The 25,469-nt window shown below is 44.4% G+C and carries 25 protein-coding genes and 2 tRNA genes; 15 read left to right on the top strand and 12 right to left on the bottom strand.

The window, feature by feature from the left end; translation table 11 throughout:
• Positions 1-36: 36 nt before the first annotated feature.
• Positions 37-1,395: a hypothetical protein gene (locus tag IPM65_03885; GenBank protein ID QQS43276.1), complete on the top strand. Its 1,359-nt coding sequence runs from the start codon at positions 37-39 to the stop codon at positions 1,393-1,395.
• A gap of 39 nt (positions 1,396-1,434) precedes the next feature.
• Positions 1,435-2,280, top strand: coding sequence for a hypothetical protein (locus IPM65_03880; protein ID QQS43275.1), 846 nt, complete (start codon positions 1,435-1,437; stop codon positions 2,278-2,280).
• Positions 2,281-2,284: 4 nt separating this feature from the next.
• Here IPM65_03880 and IPM65_03875 read toward each other — a convergent pair whose 3' ends face one another.
• Positions 2,285-3,262: a DUF4931 domain-containing protein gene (locus IPM65_03875; GenBank protein ID QQS43274.1), complete on the bottom strand. Its 978-nt coding sequence runs from the start codon at positions 3,260-3,262 to the stop codon at positions 2,285-2,287.
• Between the two features lie 60 nt (positions 3,263-3,322).
• Here IPM65_03875 and IPM65_03870 point away from each other — a divergent pair, with 60 nt between their 5' ends.
• The 8 genes from IPM65_03870 (at position 3,323) to IPM65_03835 (ending at position 9,748) form a co-directional block, all read left to right on the top strand.
• A complete protein-coding gene (locus tag IPM65_03870) occupies positions 3,323-3,889 on the top strand; it encodes an aminoacyl-tRNA hydrolase (GenBank protein ID QQS43273.1) in 567 nt (188 codons plus the stop codon).
• Positions 3,890-4,005: 116 nt separating this feature from the next.
• On the top strand, positions 4,006-5,205 hold the full coding sequence (locus IPM65_03865) for a glycosyltransferase family 4 protein (protein ID QQS43272.1): 1,200 nt from the start codon (positions 4,006-4,008) through the stop codon (positions 5,203-5,205).
• A gap of 12 nt (positions 5,206-5,217) precedes the next feature.
• On the top strand, positions 5,218-6,387 hold the full coding sequence (locus tag IPM65_03860) for a YdcF family protein (protein QQS43271.1): 1,170 nt from the start codon (positions 5,218-5,220) through the stop codon (positions 6,385-6,387).
• A 24-nt stretch (positions 6,388-6,411) separates the two neighbouring features.
• A complete protein-coding gene (locus IPM65_03855) occupies positions 6,412-7,506 on the top strand; it encodes a glycosyltransferase family 4 protein (protein QQS44701.1) in 1,095 nt (364 codons plus the stop codon).
• Positions 7,507-7,509: 3 nt separating this feature from the next.
• Positions 7,510-7,818, top strand: coding sequence for a hypothetical protein (locus tag IPM65_03850; GenBank protein ID QQS44700.1), 309 nt, complete (start codon positions 7,510-7,512; stop codon positions 7,816-7,818).
• Positions 7,819-7,855: 37 nt separating this feature from the next.
• The gene (locus IPM65_03845) at positions 7,856-8,182 is read left to right on the top strand and encodes a hypothetical protein (protein ID QQS44699.1); all 327 of its coding nucleotides are present in this window, start codon (positions 7,856-7,858) and stop codon (positions 8,180-8,182) included.
• 1 nt (position 8,183) lies between these two features.
• The gene (locus tag IPM65_03840) at positions 8,184-8,645 is read left to right on the top strand and encodes a hypothetical protein (GenBank protein QQS44698.1); all 462 of its coding nucleotides are present in this window, start codon (positions 8,184-8,186) and stop codon (positions 8,643-8,645) included.
• The gene (locus IPM65_03835) at positions 8,642-9,748 is read left to right on the top strand and encodes a hypothetical protein (GenBank protein ID QQS44697.1); all 1,107 of its coding nucleotides are present in this window, start codon (positions 8,642-8,644) and stop codon (positions 9,746-9,748) included. Before IPM65_03840 ends, IPM65_03835 begins: the two co-directional genes overlap by 4 nt.
• On the opposite strand, the gene IPM65_03830 is transcribed toward IPM65_03835, so the two are convergent.
• A complete protein-coding gene (locus IPM65_03830) occupies positions 9,745-10,812 on the bottom strand; it encodes a hypothetical protein (GenBank protein ID QQS44696.1) in 1,068 nt (355 codons plus the stop codon). The genes IPM65_03835 and IPM65_03830 overlap by 4 nt on opposite strands.
• 79 nt (positions 10,813-10,891) lie before the next feature.
• Between IPM65_03830 and IPM65_03825 the strand changes: the two genes are divergently transcribed.
• Positions 10,892-11,776, top strand: a complete 885-nt coding sequence (locus IPM65_03825) for a transaldolase (protein QQS44695.1) — start codon at positions 10,892-10,894, stop codon at positions 11,774-11,776.
• Positions 11,777-11,778: 2 nt separating this feature from the next.
• Here the strand turns inward: IPM65_03825 and IPM65_03820 are convergent, their stop codons facing one another.
• A complete protein-coding gene (locus IPM65_03820) occupies positions 11,779-12,348 on the bottom strand; it encodes a hypothetical protein (GenBank protein ID QQS44694.1) in 570 nt (189 codons plus the stop codon).
• A gap of 3 nt (positions 12,349-12,351) precedes the next feature.
• The gene (locus IPM65_03815) at positions 12,352-13,818 is read right to left on the bottom strand and encodes a hypothetical protein (protein ID QQS44693.1); all 1,467 of its coding nucleotides are present in this window, start codon (positions 13,816-13,818) and stop codon (positions 12,352-12,354) included.
• Positions 13,819-13,899: 81 nt separating this feature from the next.
• Here IPM65_03815 and IPM65_03810 point away from each other — a divergent pair, with 81 nt between their 5' ends.
• From IPM65_03810 to IPM65_03800, 3 genes are all read left to right on the top strand, one after another.
• Complete coding sequence (locus IPM65_03810; protein QQS44692.1) at positions 13,900-15,870, top strand: hypothetical protein; 1,971 nt, start codon at positions 13,900-13,902, stop codon at positions 15,868-15,870.
• 82 nt (positions 15,871-15,952) lie between these two features.
• Positions 15,953-16,729, top strand: coding sequence for a hypothetical protein (locus tag IPM65_03805; protein ID QQS44691.1), 777 nt, complete (start codon positions 15,953-15,955; stop codon positions 16,727-16,729).
• A 142-nt stretch (positions 16,730-16,871) separates the two neighbouring features.
• On the top strand, positions 16,872-18,056 hold the full coding sequence (locus IPM65_03800; GenBank protein QQS44690.1) for an aminotransferase class I/II-fold pyridoxal phosphate-dependent enzyme: 1,185 nt from the start codon (positions 16,872-16,874) through the stop codon (positions 18,054-18,056).
• Here the strand turns inward: IPM65_03800 and IPM65_03795 are convergent.
• The 6 genes from IPM65_03795 to IPM65_03770 all read right to left on the bottom strand — a co-directional run bounded on the left by IPM65_03795 (position 18,053) and on the right by IPM65_03770 (position 21,927).
• A complete protein-coding gene (locus IPM65_03795) occupies positions 18,053-18,556 on the bottom strand; it encodes a hypothetical protein (protein ID QQS44689.1) in 504 nt (167 codons plus the stop codon). The genes IPM65_03800 and IPM65_03795 overlap by 4 nt on opposite strands.
• A gap of 60 nt (positions 18,557-18,616) precedes the next feature.
• On the bottom strand, positions 18,617-19,426 hold the full coding sequence (locus IPM65_03790; protein QQS44688.1) for a hypothetical protein: 810 nt from the start codon (positions 19,424-19,426) through the stop codon (positions 18,617-18,619).
• A 54-nt stretch (positions 19,427-19,480) separates the two neighbouring features.
• Positions 19,481-20,485, bottom strand: a complete 1,005-nt coding sequence (locus tag IPM65_03785; protein ID QQS44687.1) for a hypothetical protein — start codon at positions 20,483-20,485, stop codon at positions 19,481-19,483.
• 101 nt (positions 20,486-20,586) lie between these two features.
• Positions 20,587-20,657, bottom strand: a tRNA-Trp gene (locus IPM65_03780).
• 72 nt (positions 20,658-20,729) lie between these two features.
• Positions 20,730-20,803 (bottom strand) — tRNA-Arg (locus IPM65_03775).
• Entirely contained in the window at positions 20,794-21,927 is a 1,134-nt protein-coding gene (locus IPM65_03770; GenBank protein ID QQS44686.1) for a transposase, read from the bottom strand. The genes IPM65_03775 and IPM65_03770 overlap by 10 nt, the downstream gene beginning before the upstream one ends.
• A gap of 74 nt (positions 21,928-22,001) precedes the next feature.
• Between IPM65_03770 and IPM65_03765 the strand changes: the two genes are divergently transcribed.
• Positions 22,002-22,931 (top strand): CDP-alcohol phosphatidyltransferase family protein, encoded by a 930-nt coding sequence (locus IPM65_03765; protein QQS44685.1) that lies wholly within the window; start codon positions 22,002-22,004, stop codon positions 22,929-22,931.
• Between the two features lie 2 nt (positions 22,932-22,933).
• On the opposite strand, the gene IPM65_03760 is transcribed toward IPM65_03765, so the two are convergent.
• A complete protein-coding gene (locus IPM65_03760; protein QQS44684.1) occupies positions 22,934-23,668 on the bottom strand; it encodes a hypothetical protein in 735 nt (244 codons plus the stop codon).
• Positions 23,669-23,679: 11 nt separating this feature from the next.
• Positions 23,680-25,419 (bottom strand): DUF2207 domain-containing protein, encoded by a 1,740-nt coding sequence (locus IPM65_03755; GenBank protein QQS44683.1) that lies wholly within the window; start codon positions 25,417-25,419, stop codon positions 23,680-23,682.
• Positions 25,420-25,469 lie beyond the last annotated feature (50 nt).

The following is a 25,469-nucleotide window of genomic DNA, read 5'->3' as shown; positions in this document are numbered from 1 at the left end:
TTGTTTTTATAGAGAGTTTCAAGTAAATTGATAAGTATGGTAGACGTTCCCCAACCCACCGAAGGCCGTGTTGTTGCTCCTGAAGCTTTAAGGCCTCAAGAAGACCCAAAGTTTGATGCTGAAAGAATTATCCGACACTCTTTCTTATATGATGCCCGACAGGTAGGCCTTGCAAATGACAGAAAAAACAAAGGGGCTCAGGAACGTACGGCCACAATCCAGGGTGAGCGGCGAACCGTATTGAACTGGATAGACGCTATAAACGGACTTCCCGAAGCTCCCATGTACTCCGAAGGTGTAGACATTCGTGCCAGCGCAGACGGATCAGTGTCCGACTCAGACACTTTTATCCGAATGTGGGATGAACCCGATCCTAAAGATTCATCAAAAAAAATCCGTCAGGCAGAACCGAGCATTCGGAATGCTGAAATGCCGGCAGGTTCTCAAAACTATCGGATAACTCATATCATCGGACGAACCGACGGCCAGTTCCATTGCAAGGTTGACGGAAGTGATCAGCTTATCAGTGTCCCCGAACATATTATTATGACTTCGTTTATCTGTGCACATAGCGAGGACCTCCTCTCAAGCATGGGACCGAAACAGAGGCAGATTTTTGAAATGTACCTCAAACAGATTAAAAAACCGGGCGAAAAGGTACAGTTCGAAGCAAAAGCCATTACTGAGGCTGCTTCTGAATCGGGACAAATCACAACAGATGCTCTTCTCAAATTTTTAGAGAGACGTTATCCGAAAAAAGACCTCCCTCCTGCACCGATGCAAGGAGCTTCCGAAGATGACCAGAGAAAATATAATGATGAAGTTGCGGCAATAACTGAATACAACCAGCGGATTGATGCAAAAGTCGGATCTTTCCGTGCCCAGATTGCAGATCATATCGTCGCATCCCATGGAGATATGGTCGAATTGATGCGTATTCACGGTCCGGATGTCATCGCCGAAACCAAACAGCAGCTGGAAATCCTTCAGCAAAACAAAGATATCAAAAGAGAGCAGTTCGCACGGCTTCAAGGGACAGCTCAAGAGAAGCAGCTTGAAGAAGAACTTGAGGCGCTTGATCAGCAGATTGAGCTTATGGAACAAGCTTTGGCCAAATATAAAGACCCCGAAGCAACTGCTCATGTACTCATGATGGTACAAACAGGTGAATTCTCTGCTGAAGCCGGACGGTCTATAAATTTCCTCATAAGTCAGGGTAAAATGAACGAAGCAATGGAAGCTGCAATCAATGAGCAAATTAAGAATCTCCCTGATGACAGCGAAGAAAAAGCCAAACTTGAACAACGTAAAAAAATAGCGATGATGCTCGGCGGCGGCGGTCTTCTTATCTTTTTCATGCTTATCACACAAGGCATGGCACAATCAAGACAATAATTTCTTCACACTCTTCTCCCGATAAGGTACAATGAGACTATGACAGAAGGAGTACCGGGCGGCAACGATATGCCGACACAGCTCGATGATATCCTGAAGCGTCTTGCCGATGCAAGTGAGGTTGAGACCAATGTATCGGATACAGACGATATATTTCACATCAATGCGGAACTGTTTCCTCATATGGCAGAAGCTGCCGAACGGATTTCTAAAGAGCTGCAAATTCTTGATGCACAGGCACGGATAGTTGAAGCAACAGCTGTCGCATCATCAGTGCTTTGGTCAAATGCCAATCACGATCAGGATGTCCGCCTGCTGGATTCGGGGATTGAACAATACCGCCGTGCCGTCGATCCCGAACTTTATCAAAAGAGTTTTCAGGAACTTGCGGATGCATTAAAGCAAGCACGAAAAAGCTACTTACAGACCTTCTGGACGGAAACAAGTGAGGGCTTGATAGTCCCCTCTTTAGAAGCTGCTGACGTGGGTTTTATGAAGGACTTTATTGCCGGTACGCTGGACGATCCGGGAAGATTTCACAACACTATGACCGAATCAGTCCTCCCTCTTTTTGCGTCAATGGCACTGAAGCAAACGCCTCAAATCGGAGAGACTTATCTGGCACTCAGACGTGCCGTGGAAGCAAATGCTGTCGGCTGGGTCATCGATCCTTTTACAGTCAAAGGCCATTCTCCGACAGAAGTAAAACAACTGATCGGCTGGGACAATACTTCAGCAAAACTTCTTTCTGCGGTTGATCCGTTTGACGGTTATAAGGATAAGACTCTCAGATCGTACCCATATGTCTCATTTATGCCCCGTTTGGTAGGAGGCCGCATGGGCGGAAGAGCGATCACCGAACTGGGAAGCAGAAAACGTCTGTAAAGTATTAATCTATGCCTAACGCGGCCAATTTTGCTTTCAAATCTTCAATTTGCTCCTCTTTAGTCTTGACCGGTGCTGATGAATTTTCTTCAGGAGTACCGTCTTTGGCCGTCTGCTCCGGTTTCTTCGCTTCGGTTACTATCGGTTCTTTGTCCCTGAGTTCTTTTGCGACATCTTCCGGATCAGTAATATTGACAGAGAGCCCCGTACCCAGTTCGAATCCGGCACGATAAATCATTCGGGGAATGATACGAAGATACCAGTTTTCTTTCGGATAAATGTAAAAATTGTAGCTGAAACCTTTGCCTGTTTTATTTTTTTTATCATAAATTTTTTCCAGCTTCTCCATAATATCCTGATAGATATCGACAAGATCTGTGATTTCTTCATCGGTGATACTCCCGAAAATGGTATCTTCCTTTTTCGGAGTGATCCAGACTTCATAAGGCCACTGCGAAAAATCAGGACAGTACACATCAAAGTACGTGTTTTCTTTGACAATATTTTTAAGCGGTTCTTTGCAGAGAGCTGAGAGATTGATCTGATTCGCTAAAACTACCAGCTGTGAATGAGGGTGTCCGATGGAAGCACCTGCGTGCTCACCCTGGTTGCAGAAAATGATGACCTGACCCTGCTTGCAATAATAATTGTACCGTTCACGATACGCATCAAATACCTTGGCAATATGTTCCTTCGGCAGTTTATGAAGATCCGTTTCCTGCGGTGAATGTATGATGACCTCATGAAAATCAGTTATGGGATACTTGTTTTCGATGACCCTTACATCCCATCCCTTTTCACCTGATTTGCCTTTTCCGATTCGAAAAACCTCTTTCGGTGTCATCATTTCATTTCCTTCACAAAAAGGACAACCGTCAGTATCGTTTGAAGGATCATCATCATAATTTTCCGGTTTGTTTATGCGGTTTGAAGAGATGATGACCCATCTTCTGGATGAGACATCGGGTACGTATTTTGACATAAGAACATTAAATGACAACTCTTCCTTTTATACTACTTGAGGATCGACTATAATTGCAATATGTTAATCCTTATGGGTCTGGGAAATCCGGGTGAAAAATATGTGCATAACCGCCACAATGTCGGCTTTATGTTTACTGACTGGCTGCTTGATAAAGTTACTGCTTCGCCTACCGTCTTTGCATTTGATAAATATTCCGATGCTGATATTGCAAAGGTCCAACAGGACAGCTCTTCCAATCTTCCCGCAATCCTTGCCAAACCCAGGACCTACATGAACCGGTCAGGATTTACCGCAAACAAACTGCTTACCAGCTACGATCTACAGCCTACATCGTTATTCGTCGCCCATGATGATCTGGATATCAAACTGGGTGAATTCAAGATCCAGCAGGGAAAAGGACCCAAAATTCATAACGGACTTTCCTCCATTGAAAGCTCTCTTCGTTTCAAAGACTTCTGGAGAATACGAATAGGCATTGATAATCGGGATCCTGAGCGCAGAACCCCCGGAGAACCATACGTTCTGCAGAATTTTACCTCTGAAGAAAAGAAAACAGTGACCGAAATTTTTCCCATAATCTTTCAAAAACTACAACAAGTATTTGAGGCTCAGGAACAATCTTAAGGTTCTGGCGGGAATTATATGAACTGCACCTTTTGGTTGAACAGGCAGGACTTCTTACTTCTCGGTTTGCTATGGGTTTTATTTGTCCTGAAAACCCGTTGTGATATAATAGTCGCATGCGTGTTTTATATACATACATGTTTCCGCTTTGGGGCAACGGTTCCGGAGCCTGGCTGCGGAGACTTACAAACCAGCTTGTTAAAATTCAGGGAAAGAATTTTGAAGCCGCGATTGTAGCTCCCGATAAACATGACCTTCCTCAGGCCAAAGTCTATCACCTCAAACCTCCTCAAATGGGAGTCTTCGTCGGAAATCCCGAACTACCCGGAGTCAAGAAATACGCAGACTTCACCCCGATGGAACTCATCGAGCTCCTGAATTATTATCTTCTGGAGACTGCAAAAGCGATTGAAGATTTTAAGCCTGATGTGATCCATGTTTTTCACACTGCATTCCTCCCTCACATTGCCCGAAACCTTGCAAACTTCTATAAGATTCCTTTTATCTTGACCACCCACGGAAGTGATTTGTACTACTTCAAGGAGGATACACGCTGGAAATCACTTATGCAGTCAGCTTCTCAAAAAGCAACATTCATTACGGCTAACAGTGACTTTACGAAAGAATGGTATCTCAAATTGTTCGGTCAGGAATTTGATCAGAAAACGAAAGTCATACCTTCGGGCATTGATAACAATGTAGATTTCGACCGGGATGTCTCCTGGATTGACAAGAAATATAAATTCAAGCGCAAACATATGGTGCTCTTCACCGGGAGATTGACTGAGCACAAAGGTGTCGAGTACCTGATCATGGCAGCCGAAAAAATAGATGCTGAGATAGTAATTGCCGGTGACGGCCCTGAGAGACCATATCTGGAAAAACTGGTAAAAGAACACAAGCTTGATAATGTACATATTGTCGGGTATCTTTCACCGAATAAAGGTGATAAGATCGAAGATTTTTATCTGCGAGCCGATGTCTACGTCGCACCTTCCGTCTGGAAAGAACCTCTTGGACTTGTTCTTCTTGAAGCAATGGTATACAAGACACCTGTGATCGTCACTCAAAGCGGCGGTGTAAAAACAATCGTGGAAGATGACGTAACCGGATATCTGGTCTATGCAAAAAGATCCGACATGATCGCAAAACGGGTCAACATGCTGCTGGAAGACGACGAAAAAAGAAAGCAAATGGGTGAAAATGCATACAAACGCGTATTGGAAAAATTTAATTGGGATAAAATTGCCGGAAAATTTTACAATCTGTACGAACGGACGATCACACTTACTCAACAGCCGCCTGCAAAATCCTGATATTATTGACGTATGTCCGATACAAATGCAGAGTTCCAACCGCCTGCCGTCATTTCTCCTGCAAAAGAGCTGTTATCCCCTTCTGTTGATAGTCTCAGTGAATATCTGAAAGATCCTGAAGTGAAAGCCTTACCGAGAAAACCGGGTATTCTCCTGTTGTTCGGTCAGGGTCCGGTCCTCAACAATGAGACCAGGGATAAAGCAAATACCGTGACAACCGGTGATACGACCGCCGATATCAACTATTGGTCAAAAGAAATTGCTGCAGCCACTAAAGCGCTTTATGCTGCCGGAGAAGGAACGAAAATTGTGGTTATGGGCGGTAAAACCGGTGGCAATGAATATCCTTCCGAAGCCGAATTCATCCGTGAATATATCACATCCGATCCCCGCTCTGAGATTCCTCAAACAGATGTTCTGGCTGAAGATCAATCCACAAATACTCTGGAAAATTTGATAAATGTCTGTAATCAATATCTTGATTCTCCTGATCATCCTGAACTGAAAGATCTTCCTGTTCATGTCGTAGGATCAGATTATCATATCGGGAGAATTCAGCTTCTGATGGAGCTTTTTGACATTCCGTTCAAACATGCATTTTCTGCTGAATCCGTGAGTCGATTTGTCGCTCAGAGATACGGAGACACAAAGAAATTGAATGAACTTGATAACAGACTGAATATTAACACCCGGATTGATGATCATATAGCAGAAGCACATGGCGGGAAAGACCAGAGTATATCGGTCAAAGAACCGCCTGATTATTTTGATAAACAAAAAGGGGATGACACCACAGAAAAGAAACCCACACTTACCCGGTTGCTCGAGGAAGATTTATGGACACGATTTTTACTGAGTGAACCTGCATACTGGGTTGGTACACTTGCCGGCATTTCCGCAGACGGGCGTCTTCAGAGAGTACTTGACAACATATCTGAAATTATGCCGGGATGGAGTGAAAAGGTTGGAGTTGATCTGACCGGAGATCTTCAAACGATAAAATCTCAATTAAAACAAGTTGACAGAACAAAAGTCCGCGGCCTAAAAAATCTGGATGAAAGACCTGATTTCTATCATGAGCATATCAGAAGCGGCTATCCTACAGAAATCGCAGATCGACTTGAAACCTTTTTACAGAAGAGAAGTCAAAAGAGACAACTTGAATCCGACTCCCAGTCCTAAGCTCATATTTGATATACTAATGGTATGAAAATTCTGATCGTATCTCTTCTCAAACGTCCGGTTACACCAACTATCCCCGCTTCCCGACCCCGAGTGATATACGATCTGGTGAGCGGTCTTATCAGAAAAGGACATGATGTTACGATTTTAGGAACGGGAGACAGTGATGTTCCGGGTGCCCGTATTATCCCTGTCGTTTCGAAAGCGTTGAGCGAACTTCCGCCTTTTGAAAACACCTTTTATGCTCATACTGCCATGCTTACCCTTCTTGCAGATAAGCTGCGGGAGATCGGCAATGACTTTGATATTATTCACAATCATACCTATCCGGAATTCCTCCCGCTTCTTATTGCAAAAGATGTCCAAAAGCCAATCGTCACGACCATCCACGGACAGGTATTTCCAGAGTTTGATCAGGCGTTCAGTCTTTTTGATAACCAGTCACATCTTATTTCCATTTCTGAAGCACATAAAAAATTGTTTAAGCACACCGTTATTTATGATGTAGTACACAACGGTATTGATACTGATCTGTATGCATATCAGGAGAAAAAGGATGACTATCTTTTGTGGTTAGGGAGACTTTCAGCCGCTAAAGATGCAGACGGAAGATATCAGGATCCTAAAGGCATACGTTGGGCTATTGAGCTTGCAGAAAAAACAAACAGCAGACTGCTGCTTTCAGGAAACGTTGAGGACATGAAGTTTTATAAGCAGGATGTCGAACCTCATCTTTCAGATAGAATCAAATGGATCGGGCCCGTCAGCAACGAACTCTCGCTTTCAAAGCCTGAGGTCGTCAAACTGATGCAGAATGCAAAAGCATTCCTGATGACCATCAACTGGTATGAGCCGTTCGGACTGGTAATGGCCGAATCAATGTCATGCGGCACTCCTGTCATCGGCTTTGACCGCGGGTCAGTATCCGAAGTGATCGAAAACGGCAAAACCGGATTTGTCGTCAACCCCGATGATGGCATTCAGGGCTTAGTAAAGGCTTACGAAAGACTTTCTGAAATCAGTCCTGCAGACTGCCGATCCCGTGTAGAAAAACATTTCTCGCTGCAATCCATGGTCGAAGGTTACGAACAGGTCTATAAAAAAATTCTTGCGAAATAACGTATGGCAGATATGAAATCAATCGGTGACGTTCTCAAACGATTTGACCCCGTTGAGGATAAATACATTTCACGTGAATTCCAGACGTTCGGCATTTACCTAACGGAAAAACTTCAGGATCCCCGCAGGAAGGCGCTCTATATCAAAATGTCCAAAGAACTTCCCCGACCCGTTCTCGAACAGGCACTCAGGTTTGTCGTCGACTCGAAAGCCCGCAGTAAAGGCGCCCTTTTTATGTGGAAACTCAAGGAAATGGGTGTATTCAAAAAATACGGCTTTACTACTCGGACATCCAAAAAGAAATTAGAGTAATTGACTAGCTATCCTCTTTCTGATAGCTTTAATGTATATGTCACTTTCTGATGAGTTTGTGAAAAAAATGGAGATAGAGTATCTCAAACTTCTAGCGGGATTATTGAAAGACGGGAAAATAAATCGCCAAATTGCCAAAGATTCTGCAAAAATGTATCTTTCTCTTCTTCCCTTTTCCTCGGACGAAGACCTTCAGACAAAAATAAAAACGTTTGTTGAAAAATATCCTATGTTAGACAAGTACCTCGTCATTATTATGGATGCTATCGAACAGATAAAGACTGCTCAGGTACTGGAAAAAATGCGGACTCATTTGAAAAATGATAATATTGAAGAAGCTATCAATTTAGTAGATAACAAGTAATATGGCAGACGGAGTATCAGCAGGAGCGGAAATAGTATCAAACCTTGCAGAAAATGTAGCCTCTCAAGCAGCACCGGCTGCAGCCGAGGCAGCCACCCAATTCACCCCGGATCTTGCCGCTGCGGAAAATTTGTCAGCAGCTGTAGGAGGAGGCGCTGAAGGAGCTTTTGCCGATGATATCATGGGAGATTTTCAACCGGAAGCAGTGTTGAAGAACATGGATGCCATTCTTCCTGATGTGCCCTCCACTCAACCTATTGCTCCGGAAATGCCGCCGGTTGGCCCATTATCTACACCGCTTGAAGGAGATCTTCCTGTTGATTCGACACCTGTTGAGGGCACTGTCCCGCCGGTCGACGGAAATCTTGTTGAGCCGCCTGCCCCGTCTAGTCCTGCAGCAGAAGCAGCTGCCGCTGCTGATGGCGCAGATGCTGGAGCTCCTGAAGAACCCCTGCCGATTTGACAGATGTCGAACCGACTGGCGCAAACGCCGAACCTGAATCAGTCAGAGACAAGCTTACATCCCGTATCAGCGACCTAGAAAAAAGAAAAGATCTTACCCCTCAAGAACAACGTGAACTTACAAAGTCAAAACTAGAAGTTGCAGAGCGCGACAGAAGGGATGAGTTGAATGCAGCTGAACCTGATTCACTTACACCGGAAGATGTGACTGACAAGGATAGATTGAACGAGAAATACGGAAAGCCGAACGCAGAAGCGGCGGCAGAAGATACATTGCCCGATGCCTCTCCTTCACCGGAAGCGTCGGAACCAGTTGATCCGGGTAAATTCGACGAGAAGGCAATCCGGGATCAGATTGAAGCAGATCGAAATCGCCGTGACTGGACACAGGATCAGAAAGACGCATATGTAAACGCGCAAAGAGCCGAGCACGACAAGAAAAAAGCTGAATATGATAAGGCCGTGGCTGAGAAAGATCAACAAAAGGAACAAACAACGGAACAAAGGAAACAAGAGCTTGACCAAGAACTTCAACAGGTACAGCAGGATCTCATCGACGGGAAAATTACGGCAAAGGAAGCCAGTGAGAGACTTACCGCCAACAGACATGCACGGGAACTTATTGTAAAGTCATTGGTGGAAAGATTCAAAAAGGGTGAGGAAATGACGCCGTTTGAGAAGGAAGTAGCTGAAAAAAGCATTCAGATGCAGCAGCTTATGAGAGAGATTCAAATGGCTCCGAAAGTAATGACGGCGATGGAGCAAACCATAAAGAAACTAAAAGCAGAATACAAGAAAGCTTCAGCCTACCAAATCAATGCAGAGAATGCAGATACTCCCGATACCCGTCAGAATGTCGCACTTCGTGCACAGCTCTCAAATCAGATTGCCGCTCAGGCAACTCACATGGCCCGCTACGCCGACATCACGGCAATAAATGTCAATGAGTTCAAGAGTGTCAACAGCAACCTGATGAGTTTGATCGGCGTGAGAGGAACGCTGAGAAATGTTATGGTACAGATAGGTACTGGTATCCGTAGAAAAGCAAAAAATTATGAAGTGGATATTAAAGCACGAAGGATAGCACAGGGCTGGAAAGTTTAAAAGTATCCCCACACCCAGTAACCGATACTTCCTATCCCCTGCTCTTCAAGATACTTCATTTTCACCTCAACTGAATCTTCACTCTCAAACCACAGGACATGATCATATCCTTCAGAGTCTGAGTATGTGACCTTGGTTTCAGAAGAAGTTTTATCCGTCGAGATAGTACAATCTCCGTTGCATCCCGGCAGGATGTCAGATTCAATTTCGTAAAGAGGTATTGCTTGAGCTGACTTTAACGGAAGTCCCTGTTCCCCAAGTGTCCAGTCATAGCCGTACATGCCGAATATTACCGTAATTTTTTCGTTATCAACATTTTTCGAAAAATCCTGCACCATTTGCTTAAAATCGTATTCTTCCTTGCGGTCAAACGGAAAATTCGGTCCCGGCTCTCCTCTGCTTTTATGGAAATCATATGCCATGATCAAAATACCGTCGACTTGCTCTCCCAGGAAGGATACATCATACGGACGGCCCCGATAGAAGGTATCTCCATAAAGAGTAATGAGGACTTCAAGGTTCTCCTGATGAAGTGATCCGGAAACTTTTTCAATAAAGTCGGAGATATCTTCCTTAGTATCGGAGAAAGGAATCACACTCATCTCAAGGTCAAGTACAATGCCGTCAAATCGGTATATTTGAGCAATTTCCGTAACTTCTCTGATCAGTTTTTCCTGTGCTTCCGGACTTTCAAGGATCTCAATATTCGTTTCCGTGTTCAGCATACGGACGGTGATATATTGTTTCCTGGCAGATGAAGATCGTTCTATAAATAGTTCGAGTTTTGACCGACCTTCATCCTCTTTGAGAGATCCGTCAGTGTCCGGAGCTACTCCGAAGTAAATAAGTGAATCATATTCTGAAGTTTCTTCACCTGAAGGAATATTCCAGTACGGAATAAACATCATCTCGTGCGCAATATCTGCGGGTACCGGCTTTTCCGGTGTGATAATGGTTGGAGAAACCGGTGTGTATGTACTCTGCTCCTGCTCACCGACTCCGGAAAAATACAGCCAACCCGAGACTACAAGAACAAGTACTGTGACAATAATAATACGTTTCATCAGTATATTATACCTTCTTCATGCATCTTACGGTTTTATTACTAGATTGCTGAGGCAAAATACGATATACTACTTGGATATGTCAATCAAATTACCCAAAATATTCCTCGATTCCGGGGATCCTGAAGAAACCAAAAAAGCAAAGTCACTTCTTGGTTTCCTGGACGGACAAACCACAAATCCGAGTCTCGTCGCCAAAAATCCTGAGGTACAGGCTTATCTTGCAAAAGGAAACAAACTGAAAGAAGATGAACTTCTCAATATGTATCGCCAGATCATTGAAAAAATTGACAAAGAAATAGCCGGACCGATATCGGTCGAGACATATGCGGATTGGGATACAAAAGCTGACCAGATGCTTGCGCAGGCCAAAGAAATGCATAAATGGGGACGGAATATATATATCAAATTCCCAACCATTCCAGAAGGTTTGAAAGCCGCAAATGAATTTGTGAAAGGCGGGGGCAAAGTAAATATGACTCTTGTTTTCGATCAGAATCAGGCAGCAGCTGTCTATGCAGCAACCCTACCGACTTTTCAACCTGCATTCGTATCGCCTTTTATCGGACGCTGGGATGACCGGGGTTATAGAGGTCTCGATCTTATCAAAAACATTATCAAAATGTACAAAGAGTTCGATTCCAAGCGCAATGAGCACAAACAGCATGTGGAAGTGCTTGCTGCATCAATTCGAAGTCTTGATCATTTTTATGCTTCCATCTTCCTCGGCGCCGACATCGTAACGATTCCCATGAGCATTATCCGCGATTGGATCGAACAGGAACGATGGGTACCGGATGAAAAGTACAGAATTGACACGGAAGGCCTTCATGCAATCCTTTACAAAGAGCTTGCATATCATGACGATTACACTCAGTATGAAGTCGTAAAAGAAGAAGGATCATTGCTTGATGAAGGACTGAATAAATTTGTCCAGGATTGGAATAATCTCCTTGATAAATAATCCTAGAACGAGCAATCCTTGTAGCACATCAGGATATTTTCGTCATCGGCACATATGCCGTCACCGCATGCTTCTCTTTTGGGCTCCGGCGTAGGCAGTGACAGACGCTGCAAGTCCAGAGAAAGCATCTCCGTACCTGACTCATCAGTAAAAACCAGCATAGTCGCAGTCTCATAAAACGGAATAAGCAGATCAAATGTCCCCCACCCTTTCTCTTCATATATCGCACGCTTATCATCACCGTCTATCTTCTCTTTCACAATAATCTGTGATTTCGGCATCTTTCCGGTAAATAATACTTTATCACGGTCCATAATCTTCATTAGGTAATAATTGTCCTGCATATCTGTCTGATAATCCGGCGCATAACCTGCAAGCGTATCGACGGAACCGACACTGAGTGTTTTATCTTCTGCCTGTGTGAGGGCGAGGCGGATTGCATACGGCTCTACGGGAATATCATTCTGTTTAGGCCGCCATACTAAAAGGATAAAGAAACTCAATAGAATTGCCGAAAATAATGCAATTCCGACTTTTACCCGATACGTTGTTTTTCTTCCGAAAATATTCATAGATTATCGATAGTTGCCGAATGTGTATCTAATAATACTGTACAATGAGACGCCGTTGAATTTATGGACATCAGGTCCTGCGCCGAAAACGAGACCGTCCATTACACTGATTTTGTTCGGACGATATCCCTGCTGTGAGCTGCAGCGAGGGAAACAACCCGCTCCCTCAAAAAGTCTTCTTTCAAGTTCAGTACACTCTTTCAAAGCACAATCCCATTTCGGACATGCTTTTTGATATCTGGCTTCGTCTGCCTGTGATGTACATCGGCCGTACGGACAGGGATCACCGACGGGACCTGCATCAGACGGTTCACGTGTGCAGTTGAAACCTGTCGTGGCATCTCCTCCTGATATCCATTGTCCGGCATCATACTCATCCATAAGAGCTGCCGCTGCATGTCCCCATTCATGCGCAAAGCCGTTTCCTTCTTCCATATACAGTCCTTTTGCCGGATAAATCATCCCGATATAAAAAGCCGCCTGACCGCCTATGATATTGCCGTTGTCATTCAGATACTCGACATTCCCGACGAGAATCACAAAACGGTCATGAGGACAAAGCGGTTGAACTGCCTGGAGAAACTCATTCATATTCTCATTGGTTATCTTCCTGTTGCGGTACTGTTCCGGAACGCTGCTGTGAGAGGGATTAAAGATGTACCAATTCTGTTTGTCCAGTACTTCTCTCCTATAACCGGATAGATTGGTACCTGCCAACCGGGAAACCGCAAGATGTGATTCTTCAAAAAATGTATCAAAGTCATTCGATTCATAATTAATCGGATAAAAGACCCAGTCCATTTTATCTGCCGGCGAACCGTTAACCTCAAGCGGAATACATAGCTTGTCACGATCAAGATCGGACGCATCGATCGGAGTCGGTGACGGAAACGTTTCCGGAGGTTCTGTGGGTGCTGCTGTGGCGGTACTTGGCTCTGCAGTGGGTTGACCTTCCGATGTTGTCGGCGTAGCCTGCGTTTCGTCAGGAGTAAACAGTGTACATATCTCCGTAAAACCCCGACCATCCGCATTAGTCTCGCCGGACTGATCGTCAATGGTAAACCGTAAAACCGCAAATCTAACAGGAGTGTCATAATCCCGATTCAGCGTCGGAGCAGAAAGAATGATTCTCTTTTCATCTCCATCCCCTTCCACAGTCCATGTGACATCTCCGACTGCACCGTCTGCCACCGTATCAAGCCGGAGTTTCCGGCTATCAAATTTTGCCCCAATCCGCAGACGTTCACCGGAACGGTACTGAGCCAAATCTATCCCGAATTCTAAAGTGCCGCCGTTGCGGATTTGATCACTTGGAGTAAGGACACGTAACGTATATGAAGGAACCGCCTGTACTTCGCGGTTTAACTTGGAATAGACACTGACGAGAAGCCCCAACGACACTAGTATTCCGAGAAAAACGGGGAGAAAATGAAGCGATTTTTTTCCGTTTTTTTTCTTCTTCTGGGGCATAAGATAAAGATAATACTTTTTTAAAAATGATGCAATCGAAATACTGTTGACATTCTTTTATCAGTATGCAACTATAAAATTATGAGCAAATATCGACTTGTATCCCTACTAACCTTCTTATTACTATTGATACCTTTCTCCAAGGTGAACGCACAGGAAACCTTGCCGGGATTGCAATACAGCTGTCTTCAAGCACAATGGTGCACCGACGATGATGCTGAATGTTCCACAAATCATGTGCACCGCGTCCAACTGACAACTGATCCTGAATTTACCGCAACCCCCAGCAGCCCTGAAGCATACGTCACAGAATGTATTGAAGTCGTAAACGCCGCGACCAACACTCCCGAAACGATTTGTACGACAGGCAGTACAGCCCTCGATCAGGAATTGTTCTGCGGAGCAGACAATCCCGATCCTTCTTCCTGTGATTTTTTTACCGAGCTGAAAAACAGCACAGGATACACTCTTTCTGCGGGAGAATCCTACGGGACATATTACTACAACAGTACATCACAGGAATTTGAGAAGAAAGATCCGATGAAAATCAGCACTGATGCTCAAGGCACAATCGTACCATCAAAAATCGAATGGCAAAGCAGAACGAACCAAACACTTACCAGACGTTTTCTCGTATGGACACGTGTAAATGAAGGAGTAGGTACCATCGGTTCTGTCGATGCAGGCCAAAAACAGGCAACTCTTTCATTCCCCGATCTTTCTGATACATGTCAGGGAGTAACGTGGGATCCTGAAGGGATCGTATTTGATGCTCAGACAGGTATACCTCTCGGTGATGTGAGTCTTGCCATTAATTACAGTGAAGCTGCTGCCGGACCTTTTACAAAGGCAACGAGCGGACTTGATGCAGTACTGCCTCCCGGAACCGACAATCCCCTCATGTCAACCGCCGCAGGGTTTTATCGATTCTATGGTGCTGAAGGTTACTACACGATTGTACCACAGCACGGTGTCTATCAGCACATGGCTGACAAGCAGGTGACTATCCCAGCCTCAGTAGCCAAGATTTATCCGACAGGAAAAAACTATTATTCCAATTCCAAGCCGATTTATGAAAAAGCGGGGACGCGTCAGGTAAAGAATATTCCGCTGGTAGTCAAACCCGGACAGCAAAGACCGCAATTCGTATTCCAGGTCTTGAGCAGCGTGATTAACACAACTCCGCGAGGGATTGTTGAAATCACCGGACGGGTCAATGCACCCGCAACGCTCGTTCTTGAGATTTGTTCCAATCTTTCAGGCATCCCGAACTGCCGTGACCGGAAAGAGTATGCACCGGGCGCAGGCGGTCCTTCACCTGACAACAACTTTTCGTACAATATCACAGCAAAACAGACTGATCTTCAGGCCGGAGAGAATTACAAAGTTTCCTTTGAACCTCTTACCGTCAATCCGGTACAAACGAAAATTTCACCGGTCATGAAACATATTCAGAAAATTTTGAGTGCTCTTGTTCCTGAGGTGTCAGCACAGGAGTCAGCTGTAAGTTTCACCGTTGAACCGATCCCGACTTATCTTGAAGGATTTGCATATGACTCAACGGGACATACTATCCCGAATGCTACGGTGAGTATTTACGTTTCATTCTCTCCCCGACCTCTTTACCAAGTCCAGGCAAATGAGAATGGCTTTTTCAGAATCACATCCAATCATCTGCCGAAAAATCCGTACACAGTGACATACACCACTGCAGACGGGAGTAAAGTCACCGTGACAACCTCACAGTTTTTGGCACAGAATAATGAGTTCATGCAGGTAGAAAAAGTCAATCCGTATCAATATGTGACCGAAGCGACAAATCCGAGAGCAACAGTTACGCCGTCTTTTCAGCCGCGCTCTGCAGATACGGGATCTACTGCTCCGACTGCACCGGCAAACACAGCGGTCTCACCGTCCCCGTCTGCTAATGGACAGCCGCAGTCAAATACCAGTCCGTATTTCCTGATATTCATGGGAATAATCGGCATTGCAGTAGTCGGAATTGTGATTACGGTGTACATGATGAAGCGCAAATCAAGCCCGACGATATAAGCTTGACAAAGTATCAGAGTTTCATCATAATGATTGAAAGGAGTATCGACAGAGATACAGTGTTATCAAATTCCATTATCATATGAAAATTACCGTTTATACAATCAATGACTGTAAGTTCTCACAGGCTGAGAAAGAGTACTTAAAAAAGAATAATGTGGAATTTGAGGAAAAAAACCTTGAAACCAACCGTGATTTTCTGACTGAAATGCTTGCTGTCTCAAATAACTTTGCAGGCACTCCAGTCACAAAAATTGAAAAGGATTCCGGAGAACCTATTGTACTGAAGGGTTTCACACAGGAAGAATTCGATAAGGCACTTGGACTGGCACCTGTATCAGCTCAGCCCGTACAGACAGCTGCGGTTGCAGCCTCATCGACAGCAGTGAATGCCGATGCCGCACCTCAACCCGAAGAAGCCAAACAGGAAAATACATCCCAGCCCGCTGATGCTCCAGCCCCGGTAGACTCCCAGCCTGCCGCTCAAGCCCCAGAACCCGCACCGATTGCCGTAGAATCGCTTTCACAGGATGACTCAACGGTCACACCGTCAGCAGATATGCCGGTAGCACAACCTGTTGAACCGATTACTCCGGCCGCACCCGCTTCAAATGATTCAATCGGACCTATTTCACTTTCTGGTGATCAGCAACCTTCAGCAGCTCCGGCCCCGCAGACTGAACAGACTCCCGTAGCTGAAGCATCCGCTGTACAATCACCGGATGCATCGGTTGTCCAGCCTTCTCAGCAACAGCCGGCGGCTCCGCAACCAGCAAGTGACGCCTTGAATTCGGTTTTGCAAAACCTGCAGAATCAGGTGAACAGTACACCTCCAGGTCAAGACGGTCAAAAACAGTAATACTTCCAGCTTCTTCATTACACAACGGTGTGTATGTGACTTTAAAGGAGTGAATAATTCTATACTTATTGAATGAGTTATTTCCTTTCTAAACGCTATTTCATATGTTATCATACTTATAAGTTATCGATTTATATTTATCATGAAGAACTGGCTGAAATTTTCTTCTCAAAACATTCACATTGGAGTACATAAGGCAGACCCCCACTTCGGTTCTGTTGTTCCTCCTATTTACCCTTCTTCCACTTATCAGTTTCCAACAGCAAAAGAAGGAGCGCTACGATTTTCAGGTAAGAAAAAAGGGCTTATCTATTCACGATTCACGAATCCTACCGTGTATGCTTTGGAAAAACGATTGGCTGCGCTGGAACATGCGGAACGTGCACTTGCGACATCATCGGGAATGGCTGCTATTTCACTGACATTGCTCCATTTTTTAAAGGCGGGAGACTCGATTATTGCTCATAAAGTGCTTTATGGCGGAACCTATGAATTTATCGCTCATATACTCCCCAGATACGGGATTAACGTACACATGGTTGACGCCAACAATGAAGATGAGATTCTTTCGAAGATTGATAAAACTACAAAAGTTATTTATTTCGAGACACCGACCAATCCTCTCCTTGAGGTGGTCGATATCGATAAAATAGTCAGGATTGCTAAAAAACATAATCTAATTTCGATCATCGACAACACCTTTGCTCCGCCGCCGTTCCAATATCCTCATGATATGGGCGTCGATATTGTCATTCACAGTCTGACCAAATATATCGGCGGACATTCTGACGTCATAGCCGGTGCAATTCTTGGGAAACTGAAGCATATGGATCCCCTTTTCGCTTCAAGCTATATATTTTACGGTCCCACTATGTCTCCGTTTACTGCCTACCTCATAATGAGAGGTATTTCTACTCTGGAGATCCGTCTCAGGAAACAGGAACAGAACGCTTTCAAGGTAGCAGAATATTTGGAGAGTCATCCCCTGGTTGAAAAAGTATATTATCCCGGATTAAAGTCCCATCCTCAGTATGAATTGGCCAAAAAGCAAATGAACGGATTCGGTTCAGTGATGTCGTTTGAAATCAAGGGCGGTTATAAAGCGGGTGAAAAACTGGTGAACTCTGTCCAGATGATCCTACTTGCCGTTTCTCTCGGCGCAGTCGAAAGTCTGATTGAACATCCTGCATCGATGACTCATTCCGAATTGTCTCCTGAAGAGCGCAAGGCATCAGGTATCGGCGAAGGACTTATTCGAATATCTGTCGGGATTGAAGATCCTGCCGATATCATTGCGGATCTTGATCAGGCCTTTAAAAAGATCTAACGGACTAAATCATAGCGGACACGAAAGTCGGGATACACTCGTATTGCTTCCTCTAGAATCTGTTCCGGCCTTAAAGGAAAGTGTATAACCGGCCGCGCAATAGGGACTGCTTCTCCGTTTTCAATATGATAGTATTTGTTCACCAATTCGGCAGTATATTGATTTCCCTTATCACGGGATAATGTCAGACCTTCCCATCTCTGCACACCTTTTCCTTCCTCAAATGGCCTTATCATACGGATAAAACCTGTCCGTGCCGATATCATCATTTCTCCGGGATTGTAGGTATCACCTATGCATCCGGCAAGGAGAGAATCAAACCGTTCAGTTGACGGATTATAGTATTCGGGATATGTTCTCATCCGACTGTATCCGTTTAATGAAGGATGATTAAAATACATGCGGATTACTGCATCAACTTTATCTGAAACGGTTTGCTCTGCCCGTAGAGAGAATACTTCTTTTGCTGCTAATGCCCTCAATATATCCGGATGTGCCATAGTGTGGGTATAAATTTTGCGTCTAGTATACCACAAGGCCCTATCTAAAAACCAAATTATTTATTCAAAACGCAGCTGTGAAAAGATTTGATCTCTTACTGCGGTAACATCGGTATTTGCGGAACCTCCGAATGAACGTATGGCGTAGATGTGGGATTCAGTAGCAAGTAAATAATACTGTTCGTTTCCGAATGTTCCTCCCTGAAATCGTACCATTTTGACCGGTACTCCCCACTTCTGATCATCCAGTATTTCTTTTACCCGAACAACGGAAAAATTTTCGTCGAGACTGGTCTCAAGTGTTACCATAAGTTCGTCGGTAGTATATCCATCCGTATTGTCATCGCAATAAACCTCAACGGCTGCTGAAACATAGCCGCTGCCGGCACGTTCAGGATTCTTGAAAATTGCCCGAGTCATATGTTTAAACATGAAGAGCTCAGCGTCCGATTCTTCGAATATCCAATAGTTGCCCTCTTCGTCAGTTGCTGACGGTTGGGTATTCGGATCCCGCGGTACAATATATGGCTCTTCGGCGGGAGGAATCACCAGAGAGATTCCGCACGTCTGTGATTTTTTCAAAGTCCAATCCATCGGAACGCCGGTTATGATTTCTGTCGGCGTCACTGTCGGTATCGGTGTGGCCGTCGGGGGAATTTCATCGCTTATCGTACCGATCGAACCTTTTTGGGCTAAATAATCCTGATATCTCATATAAACCACTATCCCGACGATAATAATGGCTAACGGGACAAGACTCATAAAAAATATCTGCTTCCACTTTCGGACTTTATGGACATGTTCAGGCAAAGGAGTATAGGTCTCTGTCTCTTCATTATCTTGGAGTGTTTCTTCTATCTGATCAGCCATATTTACAGTATCCTAGATCTGCTTATAAGTTTCAATAGGACAATCAGGCTCATTTCATCCTAAAACATCTTTTCTACGCCGAAGCAGATCCCGTTTTGGAATATTCATAAAAAAGGATACTCTATCATCCCATCCCGGGGTTTTAACGGTCTTCCTGTGACCCACATATACAAGATCCTCTGTTCCCATATCCAATGTCATCCCATGACCTATGCCGTAACCCTGAGGAAACCAGGGTTCTCTATCAAGAACCCATGATTGACTATTGAATGGATTATCGGAGTCTTTAAGCCACATGATGGCCTGTGTATAATCAGTAGACCAGCTTCCCGATACTGCAACCCACAAACCCAACAATTCATTATTGATCCTTAATGCCTGTGGACCTTCAAGTAATCCCTTTCCGCAAAGAATTTCATCACTACGACAACAATACGGATGTATCGGACTACCGATAATTACTGAATCTCCGGCAGGATGAAGGTTCTTGGTGGCCGGCATGGCAAAAATATGCTGCGGAAATCCGTCATTATCATTCTCCCAGCCTGAATAAATAAGCGCATCAATTTCAGGAACATAGGTCATATCGATCGCCCATGATGGAGTGGGATATTCTTCGCACCAGCGCCAGGAATGTATCAGTGAATCAGACGTATAGTGCTGCATCCGATGAGTTATATTGTTTCCGTTTGAAGCGGCAACGAGCATGTGGTATTCATTACCAGTTTGAAAAATCTCAGGAGCCCAGAATTCCAAAAGTTTGTCGCCATGATTTTCAAAACGCAAGTGAACATCTGAAGAGGACCCCACAGCAGGAATTGACGGAGCGAATCGATATGATAAACCTTCGGGTCGTGCAGGTGCCGCATCTACTTGAAAAATTCCGACATATGAATTTCCAAAAGGAAAGATATATGGATCGGCACTGTGACAGAAATCTTCAGCATTCCATTGTTCGGGAAGTTTCAATACCGAATCGTCCCGCTCTGGTAGTGCTGGAAACTTAGAAACAACTTCTTTCTGTCTAAGTGCCGGAAGCATAAGTTCAGCAGTAGACATGTATTACTATTATATATCAGAGACAAACTCAATGACTGACTTTAGGTTTATTGAGGATAACAGGCTATAGGAGGATCTTTTTATCTTACGAAATAGTACTGCAGGGGCGGAGAGAATCGAACTCCCATCAAAGGTTTTGGAGACCTCTATTCTACCATTAAACTACGCCCCCTATCAGTCATTGGACTATAGTCGTTGGTCAATGGTCCGTTGACTACTGTCTATTTCCAAACTTCGAATTCTGCGATCCCGAGTGGACTTGAACCACCAACCTTCAGATCCGCAATCTGATGCTCTATCCAATTAAGCTACGGGATCAGTGTCTGTACCTGATATTGTAACATGCCTGAGTGTTGAAGTGAAGCAAATGTATGAGTTCCATACATATGGCACTCTTTAGGTAAAATAGATAATAGGTAATCCATAGGTGAAATATTGTTCAGGCTTTTGTGAACTCGCTTTGTATTGTACCAGACGAGGTATTCAATAAGGTGACGATTGAATGATCCGATACCGGTCCACTTGGTATAGATGTAGGGGTTCATAAATTCTTCCTGGAGTGTTCTGTTTGCTCGCTCAATAAAGGCATTGATCTTGGGACATCTGGGGTAGATAAAGAGGTGTGGGATATTGTTTTCTTCCAGATAGTCATGGAAGTTTCCCAGATACTCGAGGCCGTTATCTGTTTGTATGGTTTTTATACCATCTTGTATTGGGTATACTAGTTCCAGTCTTCTCATAAAATCAGCACCGTTTCGGCTGTTGAGTTTTGAGTATCCGTAGGAGAACTGGAATTTGAGTTTGATGTCCACTGCATTGAAGACATACAGCTTGATTCCGTGTACAAACTTCGTGATGGTATCAATCTCAATGTATCCGGTATCTTCCACCTTGGGAGACCGCTTGACCTTCTGTCGGTACTTTACTTTCCGTTTTGCAAAGCCACTTGCTGGATTGTGATAGATCCGGTAGGTCTTGCGCTGCAGGTTGTGTCTTTTGATCACTTTTCCAATGGTTGACTCAGATATAGTTGAAATTCCTTCCTGTAGGCAATACTCATCAAGTAAGGGCTTGATCTTCTCCTTTCCCAAACAAAAGTATTGTTCTCGAATCTCTTTGATAAAGGATATGACCTTCGGGTGAGTCTCCATACGTCGGGGTGTCTTTGGCTTGGTTGTCTCTGGTATCAGGCTATCCAACTGCCCTTCTGAATCTCGCCGTCTCTTCCTCCATCGAAACAATGTCCTTCGTGATATCCCATATGCATCAACTGCAGCTTGTATCCCGTACTTCTCTGCAAATGTCAGAACATCGTTTCTGATTTGTGCTACATCTGACTGATTGTAGTCTGATAGAGATCGTATCTTTTTCATAAGATCTCTATTGTACTGCCAGTCATAACTCCTAATTACTCGAAGCTGATCTCCTCCCCATTTACTCATAGATGTTAGTTCCCTATGAGTGCCATATCTTTCGTAACTTATTCAGCAAAAAATGATAGTATAATACTTTCTTTATGAACCACGAATTACCGCCACAACAACCGGATAAGTCGCCCGATACCCGCTCATGGCTTAGGAAAATGACTGACCCTCCTCTCCAGTGGACAACGGAAAGGATACATGGGATGTTCCCTGAAATTACAGCTGATCAGGTGACGATAGCCGGCGGACTCGGTGTTGCTGCCGGATCATTGATGCAAATGTATCAGTTACGGGAGATTCCGTATGGGGAAAAACAAAGTATGACCCCACTCATCGTTCTCTCCGCCGGGCTGATAGCTGATGCCGTAGACGGAAAAATGGCAAAGCTCAACGGCACTTACGGCAAAGGAAACGGGGCTTTATATGATGCTGTCACTGATCGCACAAATAACGCTTTTCTTGCGATGACACGCATGCAGCAGGCACATGCAAAAGGTTCTCCTGCCGGAGAGATTCTGGCCTTAACTTCGGGAATGACCGGACTTCTTCCCAGCTGGTATCGTGCCCAAACTGAAGCCAAAGCCATTCCCGTAAATGAAGGCGGTAATGCATGGTGGGAGTTTTTCGGAACTCATGCCGGAAGATCAATTCTTCAGGCGGCCGCAATAAGCATACCGGCAATTCTTTCTCAACCTCAGGTAAGGAATTTCGTTGATAGGAGATTCCCTGTGTCATCAGAAACTCTGATGAAAGTCCCGTACCAGGAAATATGTGATGCTGTCACAACGGCAATCAGCGCTAAAGTATCCTATGACCGTTTCAAACAGTCTCAGCTTTCGCCTGAGTACGGCCCTTTTGATGAAGCACAACAGCTCAAACAGGATGCAGCTCAAAGGAAATTAGGTCCTTATATGACGCTTATGGGGATCAATCTTGCGGCTATGCTCGGCACCTACTACGGACTCCATCAGGATGAAATTCATAATTACTTGAGCAACGTGTACAGTGATTTTTCAGACTAACTTTACTCAATACAGCAAGCCAGCCTGGCAAACATCTCCTGCTTCATTCCGTCAGTATCTATTTGTGTACGATCGAGATCCAGGAAGTATAAAGTATTTTCTACGAACGTTAATTCATCAAAAGAATATATGTCTGCCGTCCGGCTTTTTTTCTTTCGGTCTATCAGAAGCGGGACATAGGAGATTCCGGTACTCATACACAGCTCTCCCATCTGTTCCAGGTTATCACTCAAATCATCGACGGCAAAAACACGCTCAATTCCCCCTTCACATGCATTTTCAAGCACAGGAAGAACTATGCGGGGGTCACACTTATTAAAACCTCCGACTATGTGCGGCAATCCCAACTGGGAAAGTCTCTGACCAAACGGTATAAGATGGCCATGCAGACCTGACCTTACAATCTTCAGTGCCTGAAAGGAAAGTTCCTGGTCTGATTGTAAAAATCCAAAATCCTTATCCTGGTCGAGATGACCCTGTGTCCACACAATCGGTAAAGAACCAGCTGCAGACATTCTCTCAAAAGCAGCCGGCACATCAGGAAAGAGTACAGGGTGCGGAGTTTGGAATACTTCAATGACTGTTTCAAGAGGAAGGTCTAATTCATGTGCTATGACCGGAGCATTATCATGTACGACAAATACATTCCTCGGTAGAAGGTTGAATGCAGCCCGTACCCGTGATAAAGCCTGATGAGCCCCCTGTTCGTCATATATCCTTTGTTCCAGACGTTCCATCCTGTATTCTGTCACCAACTACCGACACTTCCTCCCCCTCCTCCTCCGCCTACCGATCCTCCGCTGAAACCCGACGAAAAGCCGGAGCTTGAGGTTGTGGAAGTCGTTGCTGCCCTCATTGAAGAAGCAAATGAACTATGAAGAGAATTGCTGAATGATTGTGCGGTAAAAGCCCCTGTTGTCTGTCCCTGATACCATGCAGGCTGCGAAAGAGTCAAATCCTTAAACCTCTCTGCCCAAATCTTCTCCACTCCGAAAGAAATCGCATACGGTAATAATTTTTCAAACATCATCTGCCGGTCTGCCTGAAACTCCAGTTGTCGTTCCTGGGAAGTGAGAAAATTCTTTAAAGATTTTGCAATGTTCGCGGCATGCACTCCTTCAAGCGTTTTTCTAGGCATTATCCGTCCGAAAATGCCTGCGGAGATGACCAAAAGAATATTGAAGGTGAAAGTTGCCAGACCCGTGATAATAGCATAATACTTCCGGATATTATCGGGATCTTTGGGGAAGATTTTATCAGCAATTAACTGTTTATACATTTCTTTTTCAACAGAACTCACTGTTTTCGCAAGATCTGTATCTTTATCCTTGAGTCTCAGCTCAGATCCGTCGGAAAAAACCTCTGTTAAAAAAAGTTTCTCATATTTCAATAATGATTTATCTCCAACAAAGTCTTTCGTCTTGTGCAGCTCAAAATCATTCTTTTTCTTTTCGACGATCTTCAAGTACCCTTTTTGTGCGAGTTGGACTGCCAGAGCGGTAAATTCCTGAAGTTGTATTTTTTCATCAACTATTGCCCCTGCTTCTGCAGGTGTAAGTTCACGTCCGTTCGGTAATTTAGGAGCACTAAACCATGCTGATGTCTCCCCTATTCCCTGATGCTTGGGATCACGACCGTGCATCCACCACTTTATCGGCAACCACAGTGGATATACTATGTACCATAACAAGGCAGCTACAATAATACCGAATAGCGTAATTTTCCCGATTAAGGTATCCCAAAAACTAACCACCTCTTTCGGTTCAAGAACCGAAACGACTCCCATCGGGAATCTTGCTACAACAGTTAAACCTTCATACGGCACCAAATGCTCTGAAGAGTACATGAGCTGGTATCCTGATACGGCTACGGTGCATCTGTCTGTTGCGGTACTAGCGGCAGAACCGACAAAACAGGTATATTGTATTTGCTCCTCGCTGATCTCCTCAGGAAGTTTCACGACGGCTGTCGCCTGGGCAATCGGGACATTGGAATCACTGCCTATAGCTTCCCAATAGAGCTCATCCGATTCCGTAAAATATGTCAAAGCTCCGGCAACTGTATATCTGATGACGTACGTGTGTCTGCCTGTTATTGTCTTGTCGGGATCTCCGATTTTTAGTACCAACATATCACCCTCACGCAAAGTTTCAAAAGGATATGCAGTACCATTTTCATCGTCCACGGATATATCTTCAATATCCATGCGATATACTTTTCCCTCCTCATTTGTTTTATCAGTCGGGATTTTTCTGAATATTCCGTGTCTTTCGTCTGTTCCGAAATCATATAAAATCTCTTCATTTACACTGATTTGACCGTCTTTTTGTACCTGAATTGTTGATGTATATGAAGAGATATATTCCCCCGAATACTGCATCTCAACGGCTGGCGAAGTAGCATCTTCCCCAGTGGTTTGAGCCAACGTGTATAGGGGAAGTAACAACAAAAGGACAGCCAAAGTAAAGAATGTGTAGATATTCCGCATGGTTCTATTCTACTCTATTTCGTAACGAATGCCAAAAAACGGTTATATGT

Source organism: Candidatus Roizmanbacteria bacterium (genome assembly GCA_016700135.1).
Classification (GTDB): domain Bacteria; phylum Patescibacteriota; class Microgenomatia; order UBA1406; family GWC2-37-13; genus UBA1450.
This window is presented reverse-complemented; position numbering and strand designations above follow the sequence as displayed.